Origin of the sequence: Mesorhizobium sp. M8A.F.Ca.ET.165.01.1.1, assembly GCF_004792065.1 — a bacterium.
Lineage (GTDB): Bacteria > Pseudomonadota > Alphaproteobacteria > Rhizobiales > Rhizobiaceae > Mesorhizobium.
The window spans coordinates 1-23,044 of the sequence record NZ_SRTH01000030.1; the positions used below are offsets into that span (position 1 = coordinate 1).

The window sequence follows — 23,044 nt, forward strand, 5'->3', positions numbered from 1 at the left end:
CCGTTGGAACGCCAGATGGCGCGCGGAAACTTGCCCGCGATGCGCTCTAGATCGGCGAAGACGCGGTAGCGACGCTCGGCATGGAGCTGGTCGATCGCGTCCTCGAAGAACCGCTGGTAATTCATGTCCGAATTTCCTTATTTGCTCGCGGTTGCGCTGCGGGCATCAGCTACACCGAACTTGGCAAGGTTAGACGTAACCGTTTGCGGGAGCGGAAGACCTTGATTTATGTCAAAACCACGATTTGGAGGTGTCACCTCCTCAGTTCGATATGAACCGATGCAATGATCCGCTGCGCAGCACAGAACGCGTCACGCCGCCAAAGGTCCTCTCCAGTACCCGGCTATGACCGTAGCCACCGAGAACGATGAGATCGGCCGCAATATCCTGTCCGATCTGGAGGAGGATTTCCGCCGGTTCGGAGCGGCACGCATCCAAGATTTCGGATCGCGCCTTCACACCGTGGCGCGTCAGAAAGAGTTCGACATCCGCTGCATTTTCCCTGGGTCCAGTATTCCCATTGTCCACGGTGGCGATCACGACATCCCTGGCGGTGATCAGGAAAGGCATAGCGTCGACGACGGCACGTCGCGCTTCCCGCGTGTCATTCCACGCAATCAGGATGCTTTCGGCTCTTATCGGCGCAAGGGGTTCCGATGCCACGAGTATCGGACGGCCCGCCGCAAGGATGAGACTTGCCGGATCAAGCACACGATGACGGTCGACCACCAGATCGGCCGTCGGCGGGCCAGCGAGGATCAAGTCGGCGGCACGCGCATTGAGTGCAAGTTGGCGCGTGGGATTGCCTACCTCTCCGCGCCACGAGGCACGATTGCTGCCGTTGACGATGCTCAGGAATTCCTCCCTCAGGCAGTCGAGGCGACCTTCTATCTCCTCTACCTGGCGCCACAACGCCTTGGTCGCGGCCTGGTCATCAGTGCTGGTTGGGAGGACAAAATGCGGCTCGGCGGCGCAGAAGCCGATCAGGTCGGCCTCGATCCGTTGAGCAAGATCCCACGCCATCGCGATGCGTGGCGCTGCGATTGCGTCCACGTCCAGTTGAACCATGATCGTCTTGAAAGCCATCGCGTCATTCCATCTGCGGTTGACGCGACTTGGCCATCAAATAGAGGCAAGCACCTTGATGCGGGTCAAACGCAACGAGACCGGTTGGTGCCGGGGCGCTCGTACAGTCCGCAAGGTCAGAGGGTTGATCCTGATCAAGGACACGGCGACGAATGGCGTCAACGTTGCGCTGTGGAGATTATGTTCGCATGCCTCAGGATGGAGTAGTCGATAATGCACACTCAGCCCGAGCCATCCTCATTCGGCACACAATTGTTGCCGATTGCGGGAAATGGCCAGACGTTCTTCCTTGCTGCCGCGTCTCTTCAAGTCCACGCCTTCAAGGTGATGATGCGCTATAACGTCGAAACGCTGGCATTTCTGAAGCATCGTTGCGAACAGGACATCAAGCTGGCCGACGATCTCATCACCTGTCCGGAGTTCAATGACGCTTTCGACATCTTCTCTGCTTTTCTGCAGAATGCGACATCGCAATACGTCAGCGAAGCCGGCAAGGTCGCCGCACTGACCTCCAGGCTTGCTTCGGAAACGGCCAAACGGGTCCGCGAGGAAGCCAGAACCGCGATCGAGGACGCAGCGGCGAAGACAGTCGCGTAGATCGGCAATGCAGAGGTCGTCAGACATGAACAGCTTTTGTGGGCATCGTCGTCTGCCGGCTTCCGTCCTTGCACTGATGCTGCTCGGATATGTGCACCCAGCCCGTGCCGATAGCCTAACGGATCACGGGAAGGCGTTGGTGGAAGTCAATTGCGCCCGCTGCCACGCCATTGGAAAAACCGACAAGAGCAGTCATCCCGACGCCCCGGCGTTTCGCACCTTGTCAAAGCGCTATCCGATCACCGATCTCGAGGAAGCCCTCGCCGAGGGGATTTCGACGGGCCATCCGGACATGCCTGAGTGGATCGCCAGCCCCGACCAGATCGATGCAATAATCGCTTACATCAACACCTTGCAGAAACCGTGATCGGAGCTGCGGACGCAGCTGGCGACCAAGCCTGATACTCTCCTTGAGACTACAAGTGAGGAATGAGCGCAATCAGCCCGGTGAGGCGTCCTCACAGGGCTAAGACTCCAGCGTTGCCAGAATCGAGCCTGGTTCGATGACGGTATTCGCGGTGGCGACAATCGTCGCGCGGCCACCTACCGGCGCTACAATCTCGTGCAGCGCGTCTTCAACGCGAACTTCGGCTATTCGCTCGCCGGCCTTGATTGTGTCGCCGCTCGTAATGAACCAGCGCTCCAGGATGCCTTCCGGCAACATGCTGGAGGCCCACAGGGCTTCATCGGCCTTGATATAGTGCATCCCAATTCTCCCTATACCGTCTGATGATATGCGCTTGCGCAGCACGGTCCTTGATCCCGATCAATCGGCGTCCAGCGTCGCGATGGGCGCCGGATCAGGTATCAGCGCTGCGTTGGCAATCAATTGGGCTGCCCGCGCCATGCATGTGATTGGCACCGATGACGATATGGCGTCTGCCGCAGCAGCTATTAGCCAGATCAGCTCGACGCCCGGCAACGCGCATGCCTATTCGGCGATTCCAGAAAATGATGCAGATCAATGCGCAACGCACCGTTTGCGAAGATTTTGATGCGATGTGGAAACCAATCCTAAGCGCTCCGTTTGGTCGCGATCTCGAACTCGCCGTCTTCGACGAAGACGGCGAGCACGCGCTTGTGTTTGCCTGCAGAAGGGTGACGGAGGGTTGGAAGAATGCTGCCAGCGGTGCCCGTGTCGACATCCGGCCGACCCACTGGCGCGATTGGGACTTGGAGCGGGCCCAGGTCGGAATTCGCAAACCTCTTGAAAACTCTTCCTAGGGTCGGGATTCCACGATCAGCGCCATGCGCACAAGATGTGACAAGCTGCTTGCGCCCATTTTGCTCATGACATTGGCGCGATGGATCTCGACCGTGCGCGGGCTGATGCCCAGATCGTAGGCGATCGTCTTGTTAGGCAGACCCGAAACAAGTCCATCCAGCACCTGCCGCTCGCGCTCTGACAAGGCCGACAGACGCGTGCGGATATCCGCAGACTGGGGATGCGCCGCGTTTGCTTGGTTCCGATTGGCCAGCGCGGAGCGAATCGCTTCGATCAGCATTTCGTCGTCGAACGGCTTCTCGATGAAATCGGCAGCGCCTTCCTTCATTGCCTGAACGGCAAGCGCCACATCGGCATGGCCCGTCATGACAATGACGGGAATTGTATGCCCGCCCGCCCTGAGTTGCCGCAGGAACTCAATACCGTCTATGCCCGGCATGCGTACGTCGGTGACAATGCAGCCCTCGAGGTTGCCTTTTGCCGTCGAAAGAAATGCCGTGGCCGATTCGTGCAGGCGTACGGCGAAGTCCGCTGTGGCCAGAAGAAAACCGAGCGACTTGCGGACGTCGACATCGTCGTCGACCACGTGCACCAGATCACTGTCGGCCATTTGTGACCTCTTCCTTCTCTACGATGCGCAAGGTGAACCGGAAAGCGGTTCCGCCGGCCGGCGTTACCTCGGCCCATATATGGCCACCGTGCGATTCAACGATGGTACGGCAAATGGAAAGGCCAACACCCATGCCTTGCTTCTTGGTCGTTACGAACGGCTGGAAGAGCTGGGCCGAGACCTCCGGCGCGAGACCCGGACCTGTATCGATTACGCTTACCTCGGCCATCCCATCATCCCGGGCAACGGTTGTGACTTTCAATTCGCGTCGCGTCGCGTCCTGCATAGCCTCCACCGCGTTGCGCATCAGGTTGAGCAGAACCTGCTGAATCTGGATGCGATCGGTCAAGACCAGTTCGGCGGCAGGGTCAAGCTTGTAGCTGACAAGGAGATTTATCTCCCTTGCGCCGACCAGGGCCAGGGACGCGGCTTCCTCGATGAGAACCGGCAGTCGTTCGACCTGGCGCTCGCTTTCGCCCCTGGCCACAAAATCCCTCAGATGACGGATGACGTCGCCTGCTCGCAATGCCTGCTCAGCTGCCTTTTCGACAGCATCCCGAAGCATAGGCGCATTCTCGTCCTGGCTTTTCTCGAGCAGTCGACGACTGCCTTTGAGGTAGTTCGTGATCGCCGTCAGTGGCTGGTTGATCTCATGAGCAAGCGTCGAAGCCATTTCGCCGAGTGCTGTAAACCGCGCCATGTGCAGCAGTTCCTGCTGCTGCTCCTGGATTCTTGCTTCTGCCCGGTGGCGTTCGGTGAGGTCGCGGCAGAAGCCGGTAAAGAAACGTCCGGTTCCCGGATGCATCTCGCCGACGGAAAGCTCCATTGGGAATGTCGTGCCATCCTTGCGCGCGCCGGTAACGGTGCGGCCGAGTCCGATGATCCGGTGCTCTCCCGTCGTCAGATAGCGAAGCAGATAGGCATCATGCTCGTCGCGGTAGGGCGAGGGCATCAGCATTCTCACGTTTTGACCAATGACGTCGCTTGACTGATAGCCGAACAGCGTTTCGGCAGCGGTGCTGAAGGACTGGATCCGGCCCTGTTCGTCAATGACGACCATTGCGTCCGGAACTGTTGCCAGGATGGATCGCAAATGGTCCTCGCGCAGCCGAAGTGCGGCGTTTGCAAAGGAGAGTTCGCTGACATCCGTGCCTTCAATGAAGATCGCGGTGATACGGCCATCGTCAGCCTTGATCGGCTGATAGACAAAATCAAGGATGCGCTCTTCGACCGGGCCGTCGGCTGTGTTGCGAAGGCCAACCTTCACCCCGTAGCCCCTATAGGGCTCGCCGGTCGTGTAGACTTGGTCCAGATGGTCGAAAAACTCATATCCTTCGAGCTCGGGAAAGGCATCCTGCACGGACTTTCCGATCACTTGCCTGTTGCCGATCAATTGCTGGTAGGCGGCATTGGTCAGTTCGAAAACGTGACCTGGCTCGCGCATGAGCGCTATAAATCCCGGAGCCTGATCGAACATTCGCGACAGCAGTGATTTGAGTGTCGTCCCGCCGGGCGACAAACTGAGCGCTTCGTCTTTGATCACCTGAGGTTCCTGAGTTCGAGACGGTGCTACCGGGGCTAATTATCACTTCTCGCCGCTCACGCAAAACGGATCGAGCCGACGTTTTCGTGCGCAGGCGCAGTTGGCGATCTTTGACGCGCGTCAAGGCATTGGACGCTGGCGAATGCAATTCATCACGCATTCCATAGTTCAGCGAAAGGCGTCCGCAATGTCTTACAAGTCAATCATCGTCAACCTCGCCATCGATGCGCCTCCTGCACCTATTGTAAAGGTGGGGGTCGAACTCGCGGAACGGTTCGGAGCCCGTCTTATCGGCTTGGCGGCAGCCGATGTTCCGCCCTTGGTCGCGACCGGCCAAGGCATGGTCTACGAAGGCGAGATCATGCAGATCCAGCGAACAGAAATCGAAAAGCGGCTTGCCGAACTGCGTGCCGAGTTCGAGAGGCTGGTTCCTGCTTCGATCTTTAGCGAATGGGGCCAAGCCGTTTGCAGCCCGACCCGGTTCCTCAGCGTTTCGGCCAGAGCAGCCGACCTTATCGTTACCGGCCAGGCAGGAGACAATGTGTTTCGCGCCGTGGATGTCGGCAGTCTGACACTGGGCGCCGGGCGTCCGGTTCTGGTCGCCGCAACCAACGTCGAGCACGTCCTTGCAAAAACTGTTCTCGTAGCGTGGAAGGACACTAGGGAGGCTCGGCGAGCGATGACTGACGCATTGCCTTTCCTGGCCAAAGCCAGCGAAGTCGTGATTGCCACGATCGACACCGAGCGCGACGAAAGCATTCGCGACAGCCTCGCCGATGTCGCGGTCTTTCTCGAGCACCATGGCATCAAGGCGCGAACCGAGCTGATCGCCGGTAAGGCTGATGGCGACCGGTTGCTGACATTCGCACGCTCGATCCATGCGGATCTCATCGTCTCGGGCGCCTATGGCCATAGCCGCTTGCGGGAATGGGCGTTCGGCGGCGTCACCCGCACGCTGATCGAAGAGAGCGGCATCAACCGCTTCATGTCGTATTGATGATAGGCGAAGCTGGCCAGCAATCCGTCTCGCCAGAGGACGGTGCCTATTGGTCGATCGAGACCAATGACCTCTTGTTAGGTCTTGAGACCTCAGTCTCGGGGCTTGCTTCGTCCGAAGCGGCATCGAGGCTCGCAAAATTCGGCCGAAACACACCCGCGTCGACGTCAGGCGCGTCGGCCCTGGCAGTGTTTGCCCGCCAGTTCCGCAGCCCGCTGGTCCTGATCCTCATTTTCGCGGCCTGCGTATCAGCCTTCGTCGGGGAGGGCCAGGAGGCTGCGATCATCGGCGCGATCGTGCTGGCAAGCTGCGTCCTGAGCTTCACCCAAGAGTACGGTGCGTCGCTGGCGACCGAAGCACTGAAACAGCGCATTTCGCGCAAGGCTATTGTGTTGCGCGACGGCGCCGAGTGCTCGGTCGCCGCCGAAGATATCGTGCCGGGCGACGTGATCCGGCTTTCGGCCGGAAACCTCATTCCCGCGGACGGTATCATTCTGGACGCGCGCGATTTCAATGTCAGCGAGGCTGTACTGACCGGCGAAACCTTTCCCGTCGTGAAGGCACCGGGGCGGTCGGCGCCCGAGGCCTCCATAGCACAGCGCAGCAATGCCGTTTTCACGGGCACGTCGGTCCGCAGCGGCACTGCAACCGTGCTTGCGGCAGCGACCGGCGCCAGCACTGAATTCGCATCGATCGCCGCCGCCCTGGAGCGACAAATCCCCGAAACAGGGTTTGCCCGGGGTATCAGGCTGTTTGGCTATCTGATGACCGAGATCATGCTGGCAATCGTCATCCTGGTGTTCTTCGCCAATCTGCTGCTGCATCGACCGCTGATTGAATCGCTGCTGTTTTCGCTGGCACTGGCGGTTGGCCTTACGCCCGAACTTCTCCCGGCCATCATCAGCGTGACGCTGGCTCGAGGGGCTCGCGCGATGGCAGCCAATGGCGTCATCGTGCGCCGTCTCGATGCCATCGAGAATCTGGGCAGCATGGATTTGCTGTGCACCGACAAGACGGGGACGCTGACGGAAGGCGTTATCCACCTGGATGGATGGCTCGATGTCGACGGCAATCCGTCAACCGATATCCTGCTCTGGGCACGTCTCAACGCGACCCTGCAGACCGGACTGAAGAACCCGCTGGACGAAGCAATCGCCGGTGCGCCGGGCGAAGGCGCATTATTGGCGGCCTTCACGAAAGTCGACGAAATCCCCTATGATTTCATTCGCAAGCGGCTATCCGTTGTGGTCCGGACCAAGGACGCCCAGAACCTTCTGATTACCAAAGGTGCCGTACAAAATGTCCTCGAAACCTGCAGCTTCGCCCGAGCAGCCACCGGGCTGGAACCCCTCGATGAAACGCACCGTGCGGCAATCGACGAAAAATTCCGGCGCTGGAGCGCGGACGGCTACCGCGTTCTGGGCCTGGCAATCCGTCAGTTCGAGAGCCAGAAAACGTTCAGCAGGAAAGACGAGATCGATCTCGCCTTCGCTGGCTTCCTGCTTTTCCTCGACCCTCCAAAGAAGGGCGTCAAGGAGACGCTTGCCGAACTCGCCCACCGCGGCATCGCGGTAAAGGTCATTTCTGGCGACAACCGTTACGTTGCCGCGCATCTCGCCCAGGCGATCGGCTTGCGCGCCGACAGGATCATGACCGGCGAGGAGCTTTCGAAATTGACGAAGAGCGCGCTCTTCGCGGGCGTGCAGCACACCGACCTCTTCGTCGAGATCGACCCCAACCAGAAGGAGCGCATCGTTCAGGCCTTGCGGAGCAGGAGCCATGTCGTTGGTTACCTTGGCGACGGCATCAATGATGCGCCTGCCCTTCATGAGGCAGACATAGGCATCTCGGTCGACACCGCTGTCGATGTCGCGCGCGAGGCGGCCGATATCATCCTTCTCAAGCAGGACCTCGGCGTATTGGTGCGCGGCGTCGACGATGGCCGCAAGACCTTCGCGAATACGATGAAGTACATTTCAATCACCACCAGCGCCAATTTCGGCAACATGATCAGCATGGCTGTCGCCTCGCTGTTCCTGCCTTTCCTTCCGCTTCTTGCCAAGCAGATCCTGCTCAACAATTTCCTCTCTGACGTTCCTTCACTCGCCATTGCAAGCGACAACGTCGATCCCGACCGACTGCGCCGGCCTCGCCACTGGGATATCCGTTTTGTGCGGCGGTTCATGATCAGCTTTGGCCTGGTCAGTTCGCTGTTCGACTTCGCGACCTTCGTTTTCCTTCTGGTTTTTGCGCACGCCACGGAGGCCGCATTCCAGACCGCCTGGTTTGTCGAGTCGTTGCTGACGGAGCTTGCCATCGTGCTCATCGTGCGCACGCACAGGGCTTTCTGGGCGAGCCGTCCAAGCCCGTTGCTTGCCTGGCTTACATTGGCCGTCGGGATTATGGCGATCATGATCCCCTATCTGCCGTTTGCAGCCTGGTTCGGCTTCGTGCCCTTGCCTCTGCCCGTACTTGTCGCGCTTGTCGCGATTACCGCACTCTACCTATGCGCCTCGGAGGCGACCAAGCGCTGGTTCTTCGGACAAGAGAGCCGGGCCCGCAAGAAGTTGCTTGCCGGTCAGCGGTCCTTTCTCGATCGCCTTGTGGCCAAGGTTTAGCGCCATGCTCCCTGTTTGAGGCTCAGGGATCGGCAACGATACCGCCTGTTGATCGAGATCAACGCCGCTTGCCGCCAACATGCCATGATGGCCAGCAGGCAGGAGTGATTACCATGACCTTTCTCGATTACCTGATTTCAGTTGATGCCAGAACCACCTTGATGGATCGCATGATGCGGAAGCTCGGCGTCGACAGACAGTTGAAAGTCGTAGCCGACCATGCCGCCGTCACCAGCAGGGCAGTGGATCGCTGCCGTTCCTGCGGACATCAGGATGAATGCTCGGTCTGGCTCGACGAACATCAGCAAGCCAATAACCCGCCAGACTATTGCCGCAACGGCGACCTGATCGCTCGACTGCAGCATGCGGCCGGCCAACGCTAGTCATTCGAGTACTCAGCCTGGACGATGTCGTGCTGTCCGTGTTTTGACAGAGTCAACGCAAACCGAGTCTTGCAGTTGACAGGTTTGCATTCCACGGGACCAGGCAGTTGGACACCCTATTTTTTCTGGAAGCATTCCTGCTCTTTGTCGCACCAGGGCCAACCAACGCTCTTTTGCTGACAGGGTCGGTCAAGCGGGAGAAAGCGGTCAAGCTCTTGGCCGCTCAGGCATGCGGATACGGGATCGCATCCGCGTGCTGGTTTTCACTGCGTCCCTTCATGTCGCCTGACGCCATTCAAATACTCAGGCTGGTAGCGGCCGGGTGGCTCGTCATTCTTGGCCTGCGTCTGACGGCAAGCGCCCGGATCAACGCTGCCAAAAGCGGCGACGCCATTTCTGTTGCGGTGACCAGTGCTCTCAATCCGAAGGCCTTCATCTATTGCCTGTCTATCGTGCCGATGAACATCGAACCGCGCGAACTGGGGATCTTCTGGATTGCGCTTCTGGTGATGACAGCTGCCAGCGGATCGGTGTGGCTTTTGCTGGGGCGGCGCTTCTGCGGAGGCAAAACACTGGCAGAAAAAGTTGCGGGCGCGGCGCTTATTGGCTTTGCCCTGTTACTCCTTCGACCATTGATACCCCTGGTCGCGCCCTAAGCATGGCGAAGCCTTGGGCAAGGACCAGCAACGCAGAGAGGCAGTGGTGCCTCGCTGCGGATCAATGTCTACTCCGCTACGAAACAAGGATGACCGACACGGGATCGGCGCAGAAGAGATTGTCCTTGACAGCATTGACGCCGGCGACGTTTTCGGCGGCGACTGTCGCTGCCTGGCGCTCGCGTTCGTCGAAGATGGCGCCGCTCAGTGTCACCACACCCTTGTCCACCGTCACGTTGATCAAATCGTTGCCGGCCCATCTCTGCCTCGCAAGCTCGGTAGCGATGTTCTGCCGAATCTGTTCGTCATCGATGACCGTAGCGGCTCCATCCGGAAGGACGCCGAGCAATGCCCGCAGAAGATCAGAGCGGGTGATGATGCCAACGACTTTCCCAGCTTCGACGACCGGAATGCGTTTGACATGGTGACGCGTCATGAGCTCGACGACTTTCGCGAGTGATGCTGCAGGGGATGCCGTCACGACATCTTGCGACATCACCTCTTCAACCCGTCGACCATTGGCGCGGACATATTCGTCGGCGGCCTTTCCGGGGCTGACGAGAAACTCCAGCCAGCGCGAGCGCTTGCGCTCCGTGCCCAGTTCCCCGCGTCGCAGGAAATCGCCCTCGCTGACGATCCCCACCAGCCTGCCGTCGTTGCGAATGACGGGGAGGCCGCTGACCTTTTTGGAGAGCATCAACCCGGCAGCCTCGGCGATCGATGCGGACGGGTCTATGCCGACGACTGGCCTGCTCATTATGGCTTCGGCTTGCATGGTCGTTCTCCGGAGTTTTTCCAACCTCCGGCTTCTTAGATTGCACATGCACGAAGCGCCTTGATCTGAATCATTTTTCGGTCGAGGCAAATGGTCATCCAAAATTGCAACCTTGAATGACTGGGCGCGAACCGGTCAACCAGCGACCGCGGTCTTGGCGACGTTGACACCAAGTTCGTAGACAAGCAGCCCACCATAGTAGGCTGTCGCAGTGACCAGGAATGCACCGCAAATTTCAATCAAAGGAATGGCGATCGTTACAGCCCGCATGTCACGGTTCCGCATCCAAAGCGCGAACCGCACAAGTCCCCAGACCAGGAAGGCAAAGGCAGTGATACCTCCCAGGCTTTCGTGGATCTCCGCGATATCGCTGCTGAAGCCGGCCGCTTCGGCATGATCCAGGGCAAGACCTCCAAAGAACCAGGTCCCAATGGCGAACACTCCGGCAGACAGGGCTACGAAAGTAGAGATCGTACCGGCGCCAGATCTCTTGGTAACGGCGCTGCCGCCAACCAGCGCCACAAGGTCGATAGCCACAAGCATGTAGATCAGAACAATAGGGAAATGAACAAGAATTGGGTGGATATGTTGAATAGGGATCACGAAAACTCTCCAGAAATTGGCAAGGAGCTTGGATAATTTGCCGACTTTGCAGCGAGCCTTGGCCCACGACATTGGCAACCGTCATATGCGGTGGCGGCCACGCGCCGTGGGAGACCTAGTCGTTTTCGTCGGCCTCATCGCCTTGTTGGTCGTCACACGCATCGTCGCCACCCTTGATGGCTTTCGGGGTGGAGGCGTCCTGCATCGGGATGGCCTGCAGATCGATCGGACCGGATGGGACAACAGACGATGACGCCCCACATGATCCTTCGTCCGATTCAGCGGCCGCCGGCAGCGCGAAGATCGTGAGGCTTGCAAGTGCTGCAAGGACAAGCATGGAATTGCGCATGGTCTCGTATCCTTCTTGGCGCGGCCATGATTGGACGCGATGATGCCCTGATATGGTCCCCTTGCTTGCTGTGGGCTGAGGATAACTGACAGCAAATTGAAAGCTGCAACGTGCGACATGCCTTGCCGATGAAAAGACAATGGAAGCGTTTGGCGGTGCTGGTTCTCGCGGGACTTGTCTTGGCCATGCCTCTCGCTGCCCGTGCCGACGAGGACGATGACGGCGACCATGACCGGGCGCGGGATTTGTACGAACGCGGCGAAATCAAGGGCCTTGCCAATATACTGGACGTTGTCCGCACCAAAGCTCCCGGCGATGTTGTTGCGGTCGATCTCATCCGCAAGGCCGACAGATGGGTCTACCGTTTTCAGGTCGTGGGTGCCGATGGCCGGCGAAAGACCGTCGACGTCGACGCCGGTGCCGGTGTCATCATGCGCGATGGGGAGGGTGACTGATGAAGATCCTCCTGGCCGAAGACGAGCCCCGTATCGCTGCCGATATCGCGACCGCCCTCAAAGCATCGGGAATGGCGGTCGATATCGTAAAGGATGGTGAAGCTGCCTGGTTCGCAGGCGATGTCGAGAATTATGACGCCGCGATTCTGGATCTCGGCTTGCCCAAGCTCGATGGTCTTACGGTCTTGAAACGTTGGCGGGCGAATGCGCGCAGGTTCCCGGTTCTCATCCTGACCGCAAGAGGCATGTGGACCGAACGCGTCGACGGCATCAATTCCGGTGCCGACGACTATCTTCCCAAACCTTTTGAAATGGAAGAACTGCTCGCCCGGTTACGGGCAATCCTGCGTCGCTCGGCCGGGCAGGCGGCACCCGTGTTGAGGTCCGGGCCGTTGCTCTTGGACACACGCCAGATGCGCATTTCGCTTCGCGGCATTCCCGTTGCGCTTTCGCCGCTGGAATACCGGCTCCTGGCGTTTCTGATGCACCACGCCGGCCGGGTGGTGGCGCCGACCGAACTTGCCGAGCATTTGTACGATTCAGGCAACGACCGCGATCCGAACACGATCGAGGTGATCGTCGCGCGCCTGCGTCGCAAGCTCGGGAGCGACGTCATCGAAACGAGGCGCGGATTCGGGTATCTGATGCCCGACGATTCCCGCTGATGGGCAACTCGATCCGGTTCAGGCTCTGGTTGGCGGCAACGATCTCGATCCTGGTTGCTCTTGCCATCGCCGGCGTTGGATTGCGCTATCTGTTCGAACTTAACGTCGAGCGGCGCGTTGTCAGCGAGCTGACAGTCGACCTGAACGATCTTATTGGCGCGACCAATTTTGCCGCCGATGGCCGTCTTTCGGTCCAGGCGACCTTGGCCGACCCACGTTTCTCCATTCCCTTTTCCGGCCACTACTGGCAGGTGCAGGATACCGGATCCGGCAACCTTGTCCGCTCGCGTTCACTATGGGACGCGACGCTTGCCTTGCCTGATCGCGCAACCAACGGCGAATTCAGGGAGATCAAGGAATTCAAGGGGCCACAAGGGGAGCTCACCATCGCCGTCGAGCGCACGATCATCGACGCCAGTGGGCGATCGTTTCGCGCCGTCGTGGCGGAAGACCATCAAACGGTGAAGGAATCCATCGATGGGTATGTCCGCGACCTTGCGCCAGCCCTTGTTCTGCTCGCCATTGCCCTCATGGCCGCCTTCTTCATCCAGATCACCGTCGGTCTTGCGCCTCTGGAGACCTTGCGGGTTTCGGTCAGAAACGTGATTGCGCAGCGATCAGCACGGCTCGATGTGGTGGCGCCGAGCGAGGTGCAGCCGCTCGCGGACGAAATCAATCGTCTTCTCGATGCCCAGGAGAAGGCGCTTGCGCGAGCCCGCTCGCGCGCCACCGATTTGGCGCATGGCCTCAAGACACCGCTGCAAGTGCTGTCGGCCGACATCCGGGCCTTGCGCAAGAAAGGCGAGACGGTTCTGGCTGACGAGATTGAAAAGAGCGCCGGAGCGATCCGGCGCCATGTCGAGCGGGAGCTCGCGCGAGCGCGCCTCGCCCCCGGCGTTTCCGGCAAGGCATCCTGCCTTGTGTCGGACGTCGCGGCTGGCGTCATTGCCGTCGTCAAACGGACACCAAGCGGCAAGCAGCTTTCTTTCAAGCTGGATATCGCCGAAGATTTGACGGCCCCAATCGACGAAGGCGACTTGTCAGAAGTTCTCGGCAATCTGGTCGAGAATGCCGCGCGCTATGCAAAATCGTCAGTCCGTGTCGGTGCATCCACTGCCTGGGACGAGGTGACCGTCAGTGTTGCTGATGATGGCCCAGGTATACCGGATGCCGATCGGGAGTCCGCGATGTCACGTGGTGTCCAGCTCGACAGCAAGGGAGGCAGCAGCGGTCTTGGCCTGGCCATCGTTTCCGACATCGTCGAAGCCTATGGCGGACGCCTTGCCATGGCTAACGCCGATCCGGGCCTTGTGGTGACCATTTCCTTGCCGCGACACAGTTGAGCCTGCTTCAGGCAAAACCCGGGAAATAGTCGACCTTTATCTTCGAGCGGCGAACGCCCATGGCCAGCAGTTTCTGGCGCAGCGCCTTGACCATCGCTTGCGGGCCGGAAATGTAGAAAGTGCGCTCGAGGTAGTCGGGTATGGCCAGACGGATCAGGCGCTCGTCGATATATCCGGGATATTGCCCGCGCTCGCCACCGTGCGCCACAGCGTGGATCGTCTTGATGCCAAGCTCCTGCCTGGCCGCGCCAAGCACGTCGCGATAAGCGATGTCCTGCTGTCTCTCTGTTGCGTAGAGGATGACGATCGGTCGCCACTCCTTGCGGTCGATGAGATATTGCAGCATCGAGCGGAACGGCGTGATGCCGATGCCTCCGGCCAGGAACGCGATCTTGGTTTCACGCCGGGCGGGCAGCGTGAAATTGCCGGCCAGTTGCGCGGCATGGATCGTGCTGCCTGGCTTCATGGTCATCAGCTCGCGCTTGAAGGCACTTGATTGCGGATAGAACTTGACGCCGAGGCGGACTGTTTCCTCCGTCGGCGCCGAGGCGACTGTGAAATAGCGGCGGTTGCCGCGATTGTCGGCACGATCGAGGCCAAGCGTCCATTCGAGGTACTGGCCGGCCTCGAATGCGAGCTTGCGTGGCGACCGGAAGACGAAGTCAAAACTGTCGACGGCCGATTGCTCAATGCGTTCCAAGGTCAGCACGAAGCGTGCCTTGGGGCCAGCCGCATAGGCAAACACGTTGCCGGCAAGCAGCGCCAGTTCCGGCGTGAAATAGAACGAGCCGATATGGATGTTGGGAGCAAACAGAAAGCCGACAATGGCGGCAAAGGCGATACGCGGCCAACGCATCGTCGGCGCGGTCAGCGGCTCGGTCAGCATCACGAAGGCAAAGAACAGCAACGGCGATGAACCCAGTGTCTCTGCAAGCGCGGTCCAGTATTGCGATGGGTCCGTGGTTGCCAGAATGGTCGCCAGCGCCACGACAACGAAGGTCGAGACAAGGTCAAGCCGGCGCAGTTTCCGGACAATGAGCATGCCGCCGACGAGCACGATCGGAAGCAATGGCAGATTGCCGCCCACCCACCAGGTGGCTGGCTGGTCGAGCAGCAGCGCGGACAGCGCCACGCCCAGCGCAGCCGGGTTGAAAAGGTGCTTCCGGCCGATGGCGAGAATGAATTTGGATGAAATCGCCCAGACGGATGTGAATACCACTGCCGCAATCCCCATGATGTCCGTGACCGCAACCGGATCGAGGATAAGCGTCAGGATGAGCGCGGTGATGTAGACGGACTCGTTGTTGGCCGGAACTGCGAAGACATGCGCAAAAACCTTGTTGGTGATCCAGCAGGCGGCCAGCGCAAGCGTTGTGGTGAAGGCAAGCGCAATCGGATCGTGTGGCACCAGCTTGACGAAGCCGAGCACGAACGCTGCGCCGACCAGCGTCATCAGATAGTAGAGGACCAGCCTGTACATGGTCAGGTGATCGAGAAATCGGTCGATGGTCTTGATCATGGCAGGCAAAGGGCTCCGAACCCGGTTGTCGGCGTGGCGCGGCCATTGGCGTCGACGAGATAGCCTTCCAGGCCAGGCGTCTGCTCGATGAAGAGAATGCCGTCACGTCCCATGGCGAAGGCCGCGGTGGCGAAACGATCGGCTTCGAGCACATCGGCGCCGATCACGGTCAGGCTGACGATGTCCTGTATCTGACTGCCAATTCCATGCGGATTGTAGATGTGTTGACCGCGGACATAGGTGCCGGAGGTTGCGACGCCGCGACCGCGGGGATAGACGATCTTTATGATCTCGTCCGCATTGAAGGGATTGCGGATGCCGACGCTCCAGTCATGGCCCGATGCATTCTTGCCGCAGGACTGGATATCGCCTCCCGCCTCGATGAAGAAATCGCTGATGCCGGCTCGCTGAACAATCTCCGCTGCATTGCGAATGGCCCAGCCCTTCACGATGCCGGAAGGATCGAGCGACCCGTCGGGCTTGCGAATATCGAAGTATCCGTCCGTCTCGTCTTTCGTCTGTCGGGCGAGAGCGAACACTTCCATCATCTCGCCGCTCCAGTCGACGACCGGAACGTCGCCTCGGTTGATGGCCGTGATTTCACTGTCGGCCCGGTAGGTGCTGAAGCGCCGGTCGATGTGCTCGAAATAGCCGAAGACGGCTTCGATCAGTTCAGCATTCGACGCGCCGCCGAGGTCGACGGCAATGGGCATGCCCATCAAAATTCGCGTGTCGCGCATGGACCTACGACGACGCTTTCTTCAGCGCGCCGCGCAGCGACTGGATGAAAGCCCTGCTGGTTAGCGTCGCGCCCGAAATAATATCGACATCGGCGCTCTGGGCGCTGATCGCTTCGTCGCGCAGCATGGGGAGCGCCTGCCTGTTGATGTTGACGGAGGTGCGGCGGTCGGAGGGATATTTCAGCACTTTCAGCGCCGTCAGTTGCCCGCCCTGTACGAGGGCCTGAATCTGGATGATGCCGTAATAGGCATCGGCCGTCGGGCCGGTGTAGACGCCGTCGGCATAGCTCTTTGCGGCGAGCTTCATGCCCACCCGGACGACCCGTGCTGGTGCATCCGGATATGCCGGCCTCGGCTGCGGGACTGGTATGTAGACGGCGGGCGTAACGGCGAAGGAAGGCGCTGACGAGGCAGGATCGGCGACAGACGGCGCCACTGGCGTTGGGGACGGTTGTGGCGCCACCGGAACCACTGTCGGCTTGACTGGATCATTGGGGCGTTCGGCAGGCGTTCCTATGCCAGCTGTCGTTTCCCCGGAAATCGGGAACCTTGTTCTAAACCGGAGATCGAGGGGCGCCGGCGAGGTGCGAAGCAGCTGCAAAGCCGCAGCGGATGCGGGTTCTTTTGGCTGCACGGAAGGCGCTTCGGCTGCGTCGGCCGGCAGCGCCTCGCCGAGCATATCGTTTGCCGAATCCTTGCCGGCCTGATCCCAGACATAAACGCCCGAGGCGGCGATCACCAAAAGTGACAGGGCAATCTCTTTCATCGGAATTGTGCTTCCACATTGAACCTTGCAAACGCGACCCGTCTGGTCCGCTTCGGAGGCAATATCCCACCACCAAGCTGACAACTGGCTGTCAGCCGAGGTCGAACTGCGAGGGGACAGTGAAAGCTCTAGGGGGACGGTAGATTGGCTTGTCCTAGATCAAGATTGCCGCATGAGCGGCGATGTAGGAAGGTTCTCTCAAACCAGGTAAACTGCCTATGATTGTTGCCAACAAGCCAGCCGGATACACCGGAACCCAGATATTGCTGCATTGGACAATTGCGGCGCTGGTCAGGATGCTGCGACCTGAACGGCGGGGCGCCGTGATATCATGAGCCGGCTGCACAATGAAAACCATCTTGTATCCCGCGTCGGCTGGTTGCGCGCTGCCGTGCTCGGCGCCAATGACGGCATCGTGTCGACGGCAAGCCTGATCGTTGGCGTGGCGGCAGCCGATGCCGCGGCCTCCAATGTTCTGGTGGCCGGCGTCGCCGGACTGGTCGCCGGTGCGATGTCGATGGCGGCAGGCGAGTATGTCTCGGTCAGTTCGCAGTCCGACACCGAACGAGCCGACCTTGCGCGTGAGAGAGAGGAATTGGCGACACAACCAGATTTCGAGCGGCAGGAACTTGCAGAGATCTATGTCAGACGAGGCGTCGAGCCGACCCTTGCCTCGCAGGTCGCCGACCAATTGATGGCGAAGGATGGGCTCGGCGCCCACGCTCGCGACGAACTCGGCATCTCCGAAGTCACCACGGCCAGACCAATCCAGGCCGCGCTGACCTCGGCGGCAGCATTTTCGGTTGGCGCGGCCATGCCTTTGGCGATGGTGCTTGTTTCGCCGGCCGCCTGGCTTGCCGCAACGGTGTCTGTTGCCTCACTCCTGTTCCTGGCGGTCCTGGGCGCCATCGGAGCCAAAGCCGGCGGAGCCAATGTGCTGAAAGCAACGATTCGCGTCACCTTTTGGGGCGCGGCGGCAATGGCGCTGACCGCCGGTATCGGCGCGCTCGTCGGCACTGCCATATGACGGCGCGGCAGCCATATCCGCTCCGATGGCTGCGAGTACTTTTTCGTCACGCAAGATAGTATTGCCTCAAGACGTTTCAGCGCTGGTTCCATGAAGTTGCGAAAGCGCAACGAAGCCGTCCCCTGAGCGAACTATGACGAGGGCTTCGCAAATCGCGGAGGACTGCGTCGTGAAGAAACCCAAGTCTATCACTCCCAATACGGTGGTTGACGAGATGATGAGGAAATGGCCGGCAAGCGTGGCCGTGCTGCTCAGCTACAGGATGCTTTGTGTCGGCTGTCCGATCGGCACGTTCCACACCGTGGCCGAGGCGTGCCATGAGCACTGCGTGGATGAGGCGCGTTTCCTGGCCGATCTGGACGCGACTATCCGGGGCGAACGGTGATCGTCAGTGTTTGCCCGGGTTCTCGGCGAGAACCACAAGGCGATGGGCATCCTTGACCGTGACTTTCTGGCGGCCGCTGGCGATTATTCCGATGTCTTCCCACCTGCTGAGCACCCGGCTGACGGTGTGCAGCGTCGTGCCTGTCATCTCGGCGATGTCCTGTCTCGAAATCGGGAAGTCGATTTCGATACCGCTTTCGGTCTTTCGGCCGGTCTGGTTTGCCAGCCGCAACAAGGCATGCGCGATCCTTTGCTCGACCTGTTCGGTCGACATCTCCACCACCCGCGTCTGGGTCTCCTGCAGCCGGGTACCGACGGTTCTGTAGGTGGTTGCCCCAAATGCCGGGAATCGTCGCGCCATCTCCGCCCACAGAGCGTTGGGCCACGTCAGTACCACGCAGTCGACGGCCGCGAGGGCGCTGGCGGGATAGGTCGTTCGGCCGAGCGCCGCGGCGACACCAAAGATTTCGCCTTCACTGATGTATCTGGCAATGACCTGTTGTCCGTCCGGCGTAGTGCGAACGACGCGGATATGGCCAGAAATCAGCACAAAAAACGAATGAGCCTCTGTCTCCTGCTCGAAGATCGCGGATTCCTTGGCATAGCGTGACGACCGTGCGCTTCGCAGGATTTCGCTTTGTTCTTCCGCAGTCATCCCCTGGAAGAGCGGCAGCTGCGATATCAGAGATCGGTCCAGAGCAGCCAAACGTATCTCCTCACGACCCCAAGACACCGCGCCAGGACGCGCCAACCATTCTTATCGCGAGTTTGCGCCAGCGCAAATTGTTCGCGGGGGCATCAGGCTAAATGAGAGGGAACGGCGCAACGCCGCGAACATGAGACAAAGGACAATTCGATGAAACGCACTATCTTCGCCGCCGCAATCTCCCTTCTCGCGCTCGCTGGCGGCGCAAGCGCCGAAGAGCACGTCGTGCAGATGCTCAACAAGGGCGAAAAGGGCGCAATGGTTTTCCAGCCGGCTTTCGTCAAGGCCGCACCCGGCGACACCGTCAAGTTCGTGCCGACCGACAAGAGCCACGACGCCGAGTCGATCAAGGGCATGATCCCGGATGGCGCCGAGCCTTTCAAGGGCAAGCCCAGTGAGGAAATCACCGTCACGCTGACCAAGGAGGGTGTCTATGGCGTCAAATGCGCGCCCCACTACGGCATGGGCATGGTCGCGATGATCGTCGTCGGCAAGCCGGTCAATCTCGATACCGCGAAAGCGGTCAAGCATCCTGGCAAGGCAAAGACGGTGTTCGCGGATCTGTTCACCCAGATTCCCGCCAACTGATCGGCATGAGATAGCCTGCCTGCCACAAACGGGCAGGCATGGGCCGGACGGACCGAGGGCGGCGGTTCATCCGGCCCTGTTCATTTCAGGATGTAGGTCATGGCAATTCCACGTCTGCGGGACTATTCCGGTCCGGCTTTTCTCTCCTATGGGTTCAGACCCTTCTTCTTTCTCGGGTCGCTTTATGCGGGGCTCTCCATTCTGCTCTGGCTGCCGATGTATGCGGGCGGCCTCGAAGCCCATAGTGTGTTTGTTCCGGTCGACTGGCATGTCCACGAGATGCTGTTCGGCTATCTGCCGGCGATCGTGACCGGGTTTCTGCTGACAGCCATCCCCAACTGGACCGGCCGGCTTCCCGTGCAAGGACTGCCGCTGCTGGCGCTGGTCGTCCTATGGCTTGCCGGCCGCGCCGCTGTCTTCTTCTCGGCAGACATTGGCTGGGAAGCAGCAGCTATGGTCGATGGCTCATTTCTGCTTGCGGTGGCTGCCGCGGCAGCCCGCGAAATCGTCGCGGGACGCAACTGGCGAAACCTCAAGGTGCTGCTGCCGCTCGTCGTGCTGGCGTCCGCGAACGGCGCGTTCCACATCGAGGCCCATGTTGAGGGCGTGTCGGACATCAGCCGAAGACTCGGCATGGCTGCGGCGATCCTGCTCATCTCGCTGATCGGCGGGCGAATTATTCCGAGCTTCACACGCAACTGGCTCGTGCGCGAAAATCCCGGCAGGCTGCCGGCGCCATTTGACCGATTCGACATCGCTTCGATAGCCATCTCGGCCATCGCATTGGCAACATGGACGTTCGCCCCCGACAGCGCCACCTCAGGAACGCTCATGGCCATTGCCGCAACCTGCCAGGCGTGGCGTTTGTCGCGCTGGGCTGGCGAGCGCACCTTGCCGGATCCGCTGGTGCTCATGCTCCATCTTGCATACGCCTTTGTGCCGATCGGTCTCGCCTTGGTTTCGGCGGCGATTTTCTTTCCTGTTATCGTGCCGGCCGCTGCAGGGCTCCACGCGCTTGGAACTGGTGCGGTCGGCGCCATGACGCTTGCTGTCATGACCCGCGCGACGCTCGGGCACACCGGCCGAGAGCTGAAGGCTGGAAAGGGCGCCTTGTTTATCTTCGTAGCCATCCTTCTCGCGGGATTATTGAGAATTCTGGCCGCCTTCGTCCCCTATGGCGCGGTAATCGACATGGCGGGCGTCGCATGGGTCGCGGCATTTGCCGGCTTCATCCTGGTCTACGGGATGGCATTGATGACGCCCAAGGCGCGGTGAGGCGGCAGAGCAGGCGACCCCCAAGACGAGAACGGAGCGGAGCTATTCCTGATTTTGTCAGCCGAAGCTGAGGTGGGCGAGGATACGGCCCACCCACCCCCGATGGTCCAAGACCAACCTGAACCCCAGATTGTCGGGAGGCAAACCAACGGCGCAACCTCCGCTTTTCCCGTCGCTGACGAAATTCGACATATAGGCTCTGTGCAGGCCTTCCAGGACGTGAACCCCGCAATTGTTGACCGAGCTCGCAACATCGCTGCCGTCTTCGGCGAGCGTCGTGCGGACATAGCAGGTTGAAGTCCACTCCCAGACGTTGCCGGAAAAGTCGGCAAGACCGCGCGAATTCAGTCCGAAAGAGCCGCGGCTCCTGGGCAACGGGTCCGGTTTGCGATTGAGTTCGACCTCCGCCTGATAGCTGGTCAGCCAACGCCTGGCGGGGTTGTTGGCATCGTTTTCGACACCCTCGAATTCGCCAGCGAACCGCTCGGCTGCCGCAAGGGCCCATTCTTCGTCGGATGGCAACCGCCACTGACTGCCGGTTGCCTCAGTATACCACCGGGCGTAGGCAACGGCGTCGAGGTAACTCACGCCGGTTGCGGGTGCGTCACGCGGGACTGAGCGGGTTTCCTCCGCCGGCCGACAGGCGCCGGCCGACACACAAGCTGCGTAATCGGCCGCGCTGACTTGGTACGCCATGATCTCCAGGGGGCCTTCCAGGTGCCGCTCAACCTTGGGATTGGCCTGAGGGCGTCCGTCCTTAAGATACTCGCCCGGCATCGGATAGACGATCGAATGGGGATCAATGCTGATCGTCCTGGCAACGGCGTCGGGCGGCCGATGACCGCCGGCTGCCTGCATCGAGAGCCAAACCGGCAAGGCTAAGGCTGCCACAGCGATCGGAACGAGCTTCATTATGAGAGGCGGCATGTGTTTTCTCCATGCCCGGAGAGTGTCTCTGTCCGGGCATATCGGAGTGCCATTCAATTGGTGGCGATGGGTTTGGGCGCTTCGACCTGCGTCATCAGGTCGTCATCCCACTCGCCCTCGACCTTGAAATGAGCGGTGGCTCCAAGTTCGACGGCCTCGATCAGATTGTGGTTGACGTAGGCGTAGACGCCCGGTTGCAGGAAGGTGTAGAGCGCCGAGCCGGCAGAACCGCCACGGATGAACCATGTCTCGAGATCCTTGGACGGCGGGTTGGCGAATTTGCCCTGTTCCCAGACGTAATCGCCGTGGCCGCCGATCAGGTGCGGCCGCGTATCGCGGTTGGCCTGTGAATGGACGATAAGCACCGTTTCGCCGACCTTCGACTTCATGGCGTTGTCGCCGGTCAGGGATCCGACCTTGCCGTTGAACACCACATGCGTCGGAACGAGACCGCGCATGACCTTGACGGTGTCGTCGTAGCCGTCGCCGGCGGATTCGTAGCTCTTGAAATTGCCCTTCTCGTCGCGCGGAATATAGAAATCACTCTCGCCGATGTAGAAGATCTTGTCGTACTTGACCGGTTCGCCCTTGTCGTTCCTGAGCCCGTCACGCGGCAGCACCATGATGGCGCCGTTCATGCCGGAAACGACATGCCATGGGATCATCGCGCCCCCAGGTGCGCAGTGATAGACAAACGTTCCCGTCCGCGTCGCCTTGAAGCGAAGGGTCACCTGTTCACCGGGATTGATCAAGGTCAAGCCGCCGCCACCCAGCGCGCCGGTAGCCGCGTGGAAATCGATATTGTGGGCTAGCGAGTTGGTATCGGGATTGATGAGCGTCAGCTCGATATAGTCGTCCTGATGCACGACCATCAGTGGGCCAGGGATCGAGCCGTTGTACGTCATCGCATTGAGCTTCGTGCCTTCGGCATCGATGACGACAGGCTTTTCTTCGATCGTCATGGCAAATTCGACGATCTTCGGACCGCCCTTGGCGATCTGATCATGCGGATGCACGAACGGTGGTGCTACGAGCGTGATCTTCTCGCGGGGCAGCCCGCGAATCTCTGCCTTTGTAACCGTGGCCGACAATGCGGGCAGTGCTGCAACAGCAACAGCGCCAAGCGCGGCTCCAAAGAGGGCTTCGCGTCGCGTAATCATGTCAATCTCCTGTCTCTCGACCGTTGCGGATGAGCAGAAGGTACATG

The 23,044-nt window shown here is 60.1% G+C and carries 28 protein-coding genes; 15 read left to right on the forward strand and 13 right to left on the reverse strand.

The features are described from left to right. Nucleotides 1–261: 261 nt before the first annotated feature. Nucleotides 262–1,086, reverse strand: coding sequence for a universal stress protein (locus tag EN808_RS34170; protein WP_127275550.1), 825 nt, complete (start codon nt 1,084–1,086; stop codon nt 262–264). 213 nt (nt 1,087–1,299) lie between these two features. On the opposite strand from EN808_RS34170, the gene EN808_RS34175 reads away from it, so the two are divergent. Beyond that, the gene (locus EN808_RS34175; RefSeq protein ID WP_127275551.1) at nt 1,300–1,683 is read left to right on the forward strand and encodes a phasin family protein; all 384 of its coding nucleotides are present in this window, start codon (nt 1,300–1,302) and stop codon (nt 1,681–1,683) included. 76 nt (nt 1,684–1,759) lie between these two features. Next, nucleotides 1,760–2,050 (forward strand): cytochrome c, encoded by a 291-nt coding sequence (locus tag EN808_RS34180; RefSeq protein ID WP_127275552.1) that lies wholly within the window; start codon nt 1,760–1,762, stop codon nt 2,048–2,050. A gap of 99 nt (nt 2,051–2,149) precedes the next feature. On the opposite strand, the gene EN808_RS34185 is transcribed toward EN808_RS34180, so the two are convergent. Then, a complete protein-coding gene (locus EN808_RS34185; protein ID WP_127275553.1) occupies nt 2,150–2,389 on the reverse strand; it encodes a lipoyl domain-containing protein in 240 nt (79 codons plus the stop codon). A 34-nt stretch (nt 2,390–2,423) separates the two neighbouring features. Here EN808_RS34185 and EN808_RS34190 point away from each other — a divergent pair, with 34 nt between their 5' ends. Continuing rightward, nucleotides 2,424–2,678: a hypothetical protein gene (locus tag EN808_RS34190; protein WP_127275554.1), complete on the forward strand. Its 255-nt coding sequence runs from the start codon at nt 2,424–2,426 to the stop codon at nt 2,676–2,678. 4 nt (nt 2,679–2,682) lie between these two features. Next, nucleotides 2,683–2,907: a hypothetical protein gene (locus tag EN808_RS34195; protein WP_127275579.1), complete on the forward strand. Its 225-nt coding sequence runs from the start codon at nt 2,683–2,685 to the stop codon at nt 2,905–2,907. Here the strand turns inward: EN808_RS34195 and fixJ are convergent. Together fixJ and EN808_RS34205 are read right to left on the reverse strand one after the other, a co-directional pair. Then, nucleotides 2,904–3,518 carry a response regulator FixJ gene (fixJ, locus tag EN808_RS34200; protein WP_127275555.1) on the reverse strand — a complete coding sequence of 205 codons (615 nt, stop codon included), beginning with the start codon at nt 3,516–3,518 and terminating at the stop codon, nt 2,904–2,906. The genes EN808_RS34195 and fixJ overlap by 4 nt on opposite strands. Then, nucleotides 3,505–5,061, reverse strand: a complete 1,557-nt coding sequence (locus EN808_RS34205) for a PAS domain S-box protein (protein ID WP_127275556.1) — start codon at nt 5,059–5,061, stop codon at nt 3,505–3,507. The genes fixJ and EN808_RS34205 overlap by 14 nt, the downstream gene beginning before the upstream one ends. Nucleotides 5,062–5,248: 187 nt before the next feature. Here EN808_RS34205 and EN808_RS34210 point away from each other — a divergent pair, with 187 nt between their 5' ends. The 4 genes from EN808_RS34210 to EN808_RS34225 all read left to right on the forward strand — a co-directional run bounded on the left by EN808_RS34210 (nt 5,249) and on the right by EN808_RS34225 (nt 9,715). Further along, nucleotides 5,249–6,058 carry a universal stress protein gene (locus EN808_RS34210; protein WP_189343564.1) on the forward strand — a complete coding sequence of 270 codons (810 nt, stop codon included), beginning with the start codon at nt 5,249–5,251 and terminating at the stop codon, nt 6,056–6,058. Then, entirely contained in the window at nt 6,058–8,676 is a 2,619-nt protein-coding gene (gene mgtA / locus EN808_RS34215; RefSeq protein WP_245521058.1) for a magnesium-translocating P-type ATPase, read from the forward strand. The genes EN808_RS34210 and mgtA overlap by 1 nt, the downstream gene beginning before the upstream one ends. 113 nt (nt 8,677–8,789) lie before the next feature. Further along, on the forward strand, nt 8,790–9,059 hold the full coding sequence (locus tag EN808_RS34220; protein ID WP_127275558.1) for a DUF6455 family protein: 270 nt from the start codon (nt 8,790–8,792) through the stop codon (nt 9,057–9,059). Nucleotides 9,060–9,166: 107 nt separating this feature from the next. Continuing rightward, nucleotides 9,167–9,715, forward strand: coding sequence for a hypothetical protein (locus EN808_RS34225; protein ID WP_127275559.1), 549 nt, complete (start codon nt 9,167–9,169; stop codon nt 9,713–9,715). A gap of 76 nt (nt 9,716–9,791) precedes the next feature. On the opposite strand, the gene EN808_RS34230 is transcribed toward EN808_RS34225, so the two are convergent. From EN808_RS34230 to EN808_RS34240, 3 genes are all read right to left on the reverse strand, one after another. Continuing rightward, nucleotides 9,792–10,490 carry a CBS domain-containing protein gene (locus EN808_RS34230; protein ID WP_127275581.1) on the reverse strand — a complete coding sequence of 233 codons (699 nt, stop codon included), beginning with the start codon at nt 10,488–10,490 and terminating at the stop codon, nt 9,792–9,794. Between the two features lie 135 nt (nt 10,491–10,625). After that, nucleotides 10,626–11,165: a DUF2231 domain-containing protein gene (locus EN808_RS34235; protein ID WP_127275560.1), complete on the reverse strand. Its 540-nt coding sequence runs from the start codon at nt 11,163–11,165 to the stop codon at nt 10,626–10,628. Nucleotides 11,166–11,208: 43 nt separating this feature from the next. Then, nucleotides 11,209–11,442: a hypothetical protein gene (locus tag EN808_RS34240; RefSeq protein ID WP_127275561.1), complete on the reverse strand. Its 234-nt coding sequence runs from the start codon at nt 11,440–11,442 to the stop codon at nt 11,209–11,211. A 185-nt stretch (nt 11,443–11,627) separates the two neighbouring features. On the opposite strand from EN808_RS34240, the gene EN808_RS34245 reads away from it, so the two are divergent. The 3 genes from EN808_RS34245 to EN808_RS34255 are packed head-to-tail and all read left to right on the forward strand — an operon-like array spanning nt 11,628 to nt 13,905. After that, a complete protein-coding gene (locus tag EN808_RS34245; RefSeq protein ID WP_245464237.1) occupies nt 11,628–11,897 on the forward strand; it encodes a hypothetical protein in 270 nt (89 codons plus the stop codon). Next, the gene (locus tag EN808_RS34250; protein ID WP_127275563.1) at nt 11,897–12,562 is read left to right on the forward strand and encodes a response regulator transcription factor; all 666 of its coding nucleotides are present in this window, start codon (nt 11,897–11,899) and stop codon (nt 12,560–12,562) included. The genes EN808_RS34245 and EN808_RS34250 overlap by 1 nt, the downstream gene beginning before the upstream one ends. Further along, nucleotides 12,562–13,905 (forward strand): HAMP domain-containing sensor histidine kinase, encoded by a 1,344-nt coding sequence (locus tag EN808_RS34255; RefSeq protein ID WP_135918154.1) that lies wholly within the window; start codon nt 12,562–12,564, stop codon nt 13,903–13,905. Before EN808_RS34250 ends, EN808_RS34255 begins: the two co-directional genes overlap by 1 nt. 7 nt (nt 13,906–13,912) lie before the next feature. On the opposite strand, the gene EN808_RS34260 is transcribed toward EN808_RS34255, so the two are convergent. Genes EN808_RS34260 through EN808_RS34270 form a run of 3 tightly spaced genes read right to left on the reverse strand, consistent with a single transcriptional unit; the run spans nt 13,913 to nt 16,930 of the window. Then, complete coding sequence (locus EN808_RS34260; RefSeq protein ID WP_127275565.1) at nt 13,913–15,424, reverse strand: RnfABCDGE type electron transport complex subunit D; 1,512 nt, start codon at nt 15,422–15,424, stop codon at nt 13,913–13,915. Beyond that, nucleotides 15,421–16,143: an FAD:protein FMN transferase gene (locus EN808_RS34265; protein ID WP_245464236.1), complete on the reverse strand. Its 723-nt coding sequence runs from the start codon at nt 16,141–16,143 to the stop codon at nt 15,421–15,423. Before EN808_RS34265 ends, EN808_RS34260 begins: the two co-directional genes overlap by 4 nt. A gap of 25 nt (nt 16,144–16,168) precedes the next feature. Continuing rightward, nucleotides 16,169–16,930, reverse strand: coding sequence for an FMN-binding protein (locus EN808_RS34270; RefSeq protein ID WP_127275567.1), 762 nt, complete (start codon nt 16,928–16,930; stop codon nt 16,169–16,171). 331 nt (nt 16,931–17,261) lie between these two features. On the opposite strand from EN808_RS34270, the gene EN808_RS34280 reads away from it, so the two are divergent. Both EN808_RS34280 and EN808_RS34285 read left to right on the forward strand, forming a co-directional pair. Beyond that, a complete protein-coding gene (locus EN808_RS34280) occupies nt 17,262–17,957 on the forward strand; it encodes a VIT family protein (RefSeq protein WP_127275568.1) in 696 nt (231 codons plus the stop codon). A gap of 169 nt (nt 17,958–18,126) precedes the next feature. Next, the gene (locus tag EN808_RS34285; protein ID WP_127275569.1) at nt 18,127–18,342 is read left to right on the forward strand and encodes a DUF1858 domain-containing protein; all 216 of its coding nucleotides are present in this window, start codon (nt 18,127–18,129) and stop codon (nt 18,340–18,342) included. Between the two features lie 3 nt (nt 18,343–18,345). On the opposite strand, the gene EN808_RS34290 is transcribed toward EN808_RS34285, so the two are convergent. Continuing rightward, nucleotides 18,346–19,047 carry a Crp/Fnr family transcriptional regulator gene (locus EN808_RS34290; protein ID WP_127275570.1) on the reverse strand — a complete coding sequence of 234 codons (702 nt, stop codon included), beginning with the start codon at nt 19,045–19,047 and terminating at the stop codon, nt 18,346–18,348. Between the two features lie 150 nt (nt 19,048–19,197). Here EN808_RS34290 and EN808_RS34295 point away from each other — a divergent pair, with 150 nt between their 5' ends. Both EN808_RS34295 and EN808_RS34300 read left to right on the forward strand, forming a co-directional pair. Further along, on the forward strand, nt 19,198–19,635 hold the full coding sequence (locus EN808_RS34295) for a pseudoazurin (RefSeq protein ID WP_127275571.1): 438 nt from the start codon (nt 19,198–19,200) through the stop codon (nt 19,633–19,635). Nucleotides 19,636–19,734: 99 nt separating this feature from the next. After that, entirely contained in the window at nt 19,735–20,910 is a 1,176-nt protein-coding gene (locus tag EN808_RS34300) for an NnrS family protein (protein ID WP_135918155.1), read from the forward strand. A gap of 57 nt (nt 20,911–20,967) precedes the next feature. On the opposite strand, the gene EN808_RS34305 is transcribed toward EN808_RS34300, so the two are convergent. Together EN808_RS34305 and nirK are read right to left on the reverse strand one after the other, a co-directional pair. Beyond that, nucleotides 20,968–21,822 (reverse strand): SUMF1/EgtB/PvdO family nonheme iron enzyme, encoded by an 855-nt coding sequence (locus EN808_RS34305; RefSeq protein WP_245525184.1) that lies wholly within the window; start codon nt 21,820–21,822, stop codon nt 20,968–20,970. Between the two features lie 68 nt (nt 21,823–21,890). Further along, nucleotides 21,891–22,997, reverse strand: coding sequence for a copper-containing nitrite reductase (nirK, locus tag EN808_RS34310; protein ID WP_135918156.1), 1,107 nt, complete (start codon nt 22,995–22,997; stop codon nt 21,891–21,893). Nucleotides 22,998–23,044: the final 47 nt, after the last annotated feature.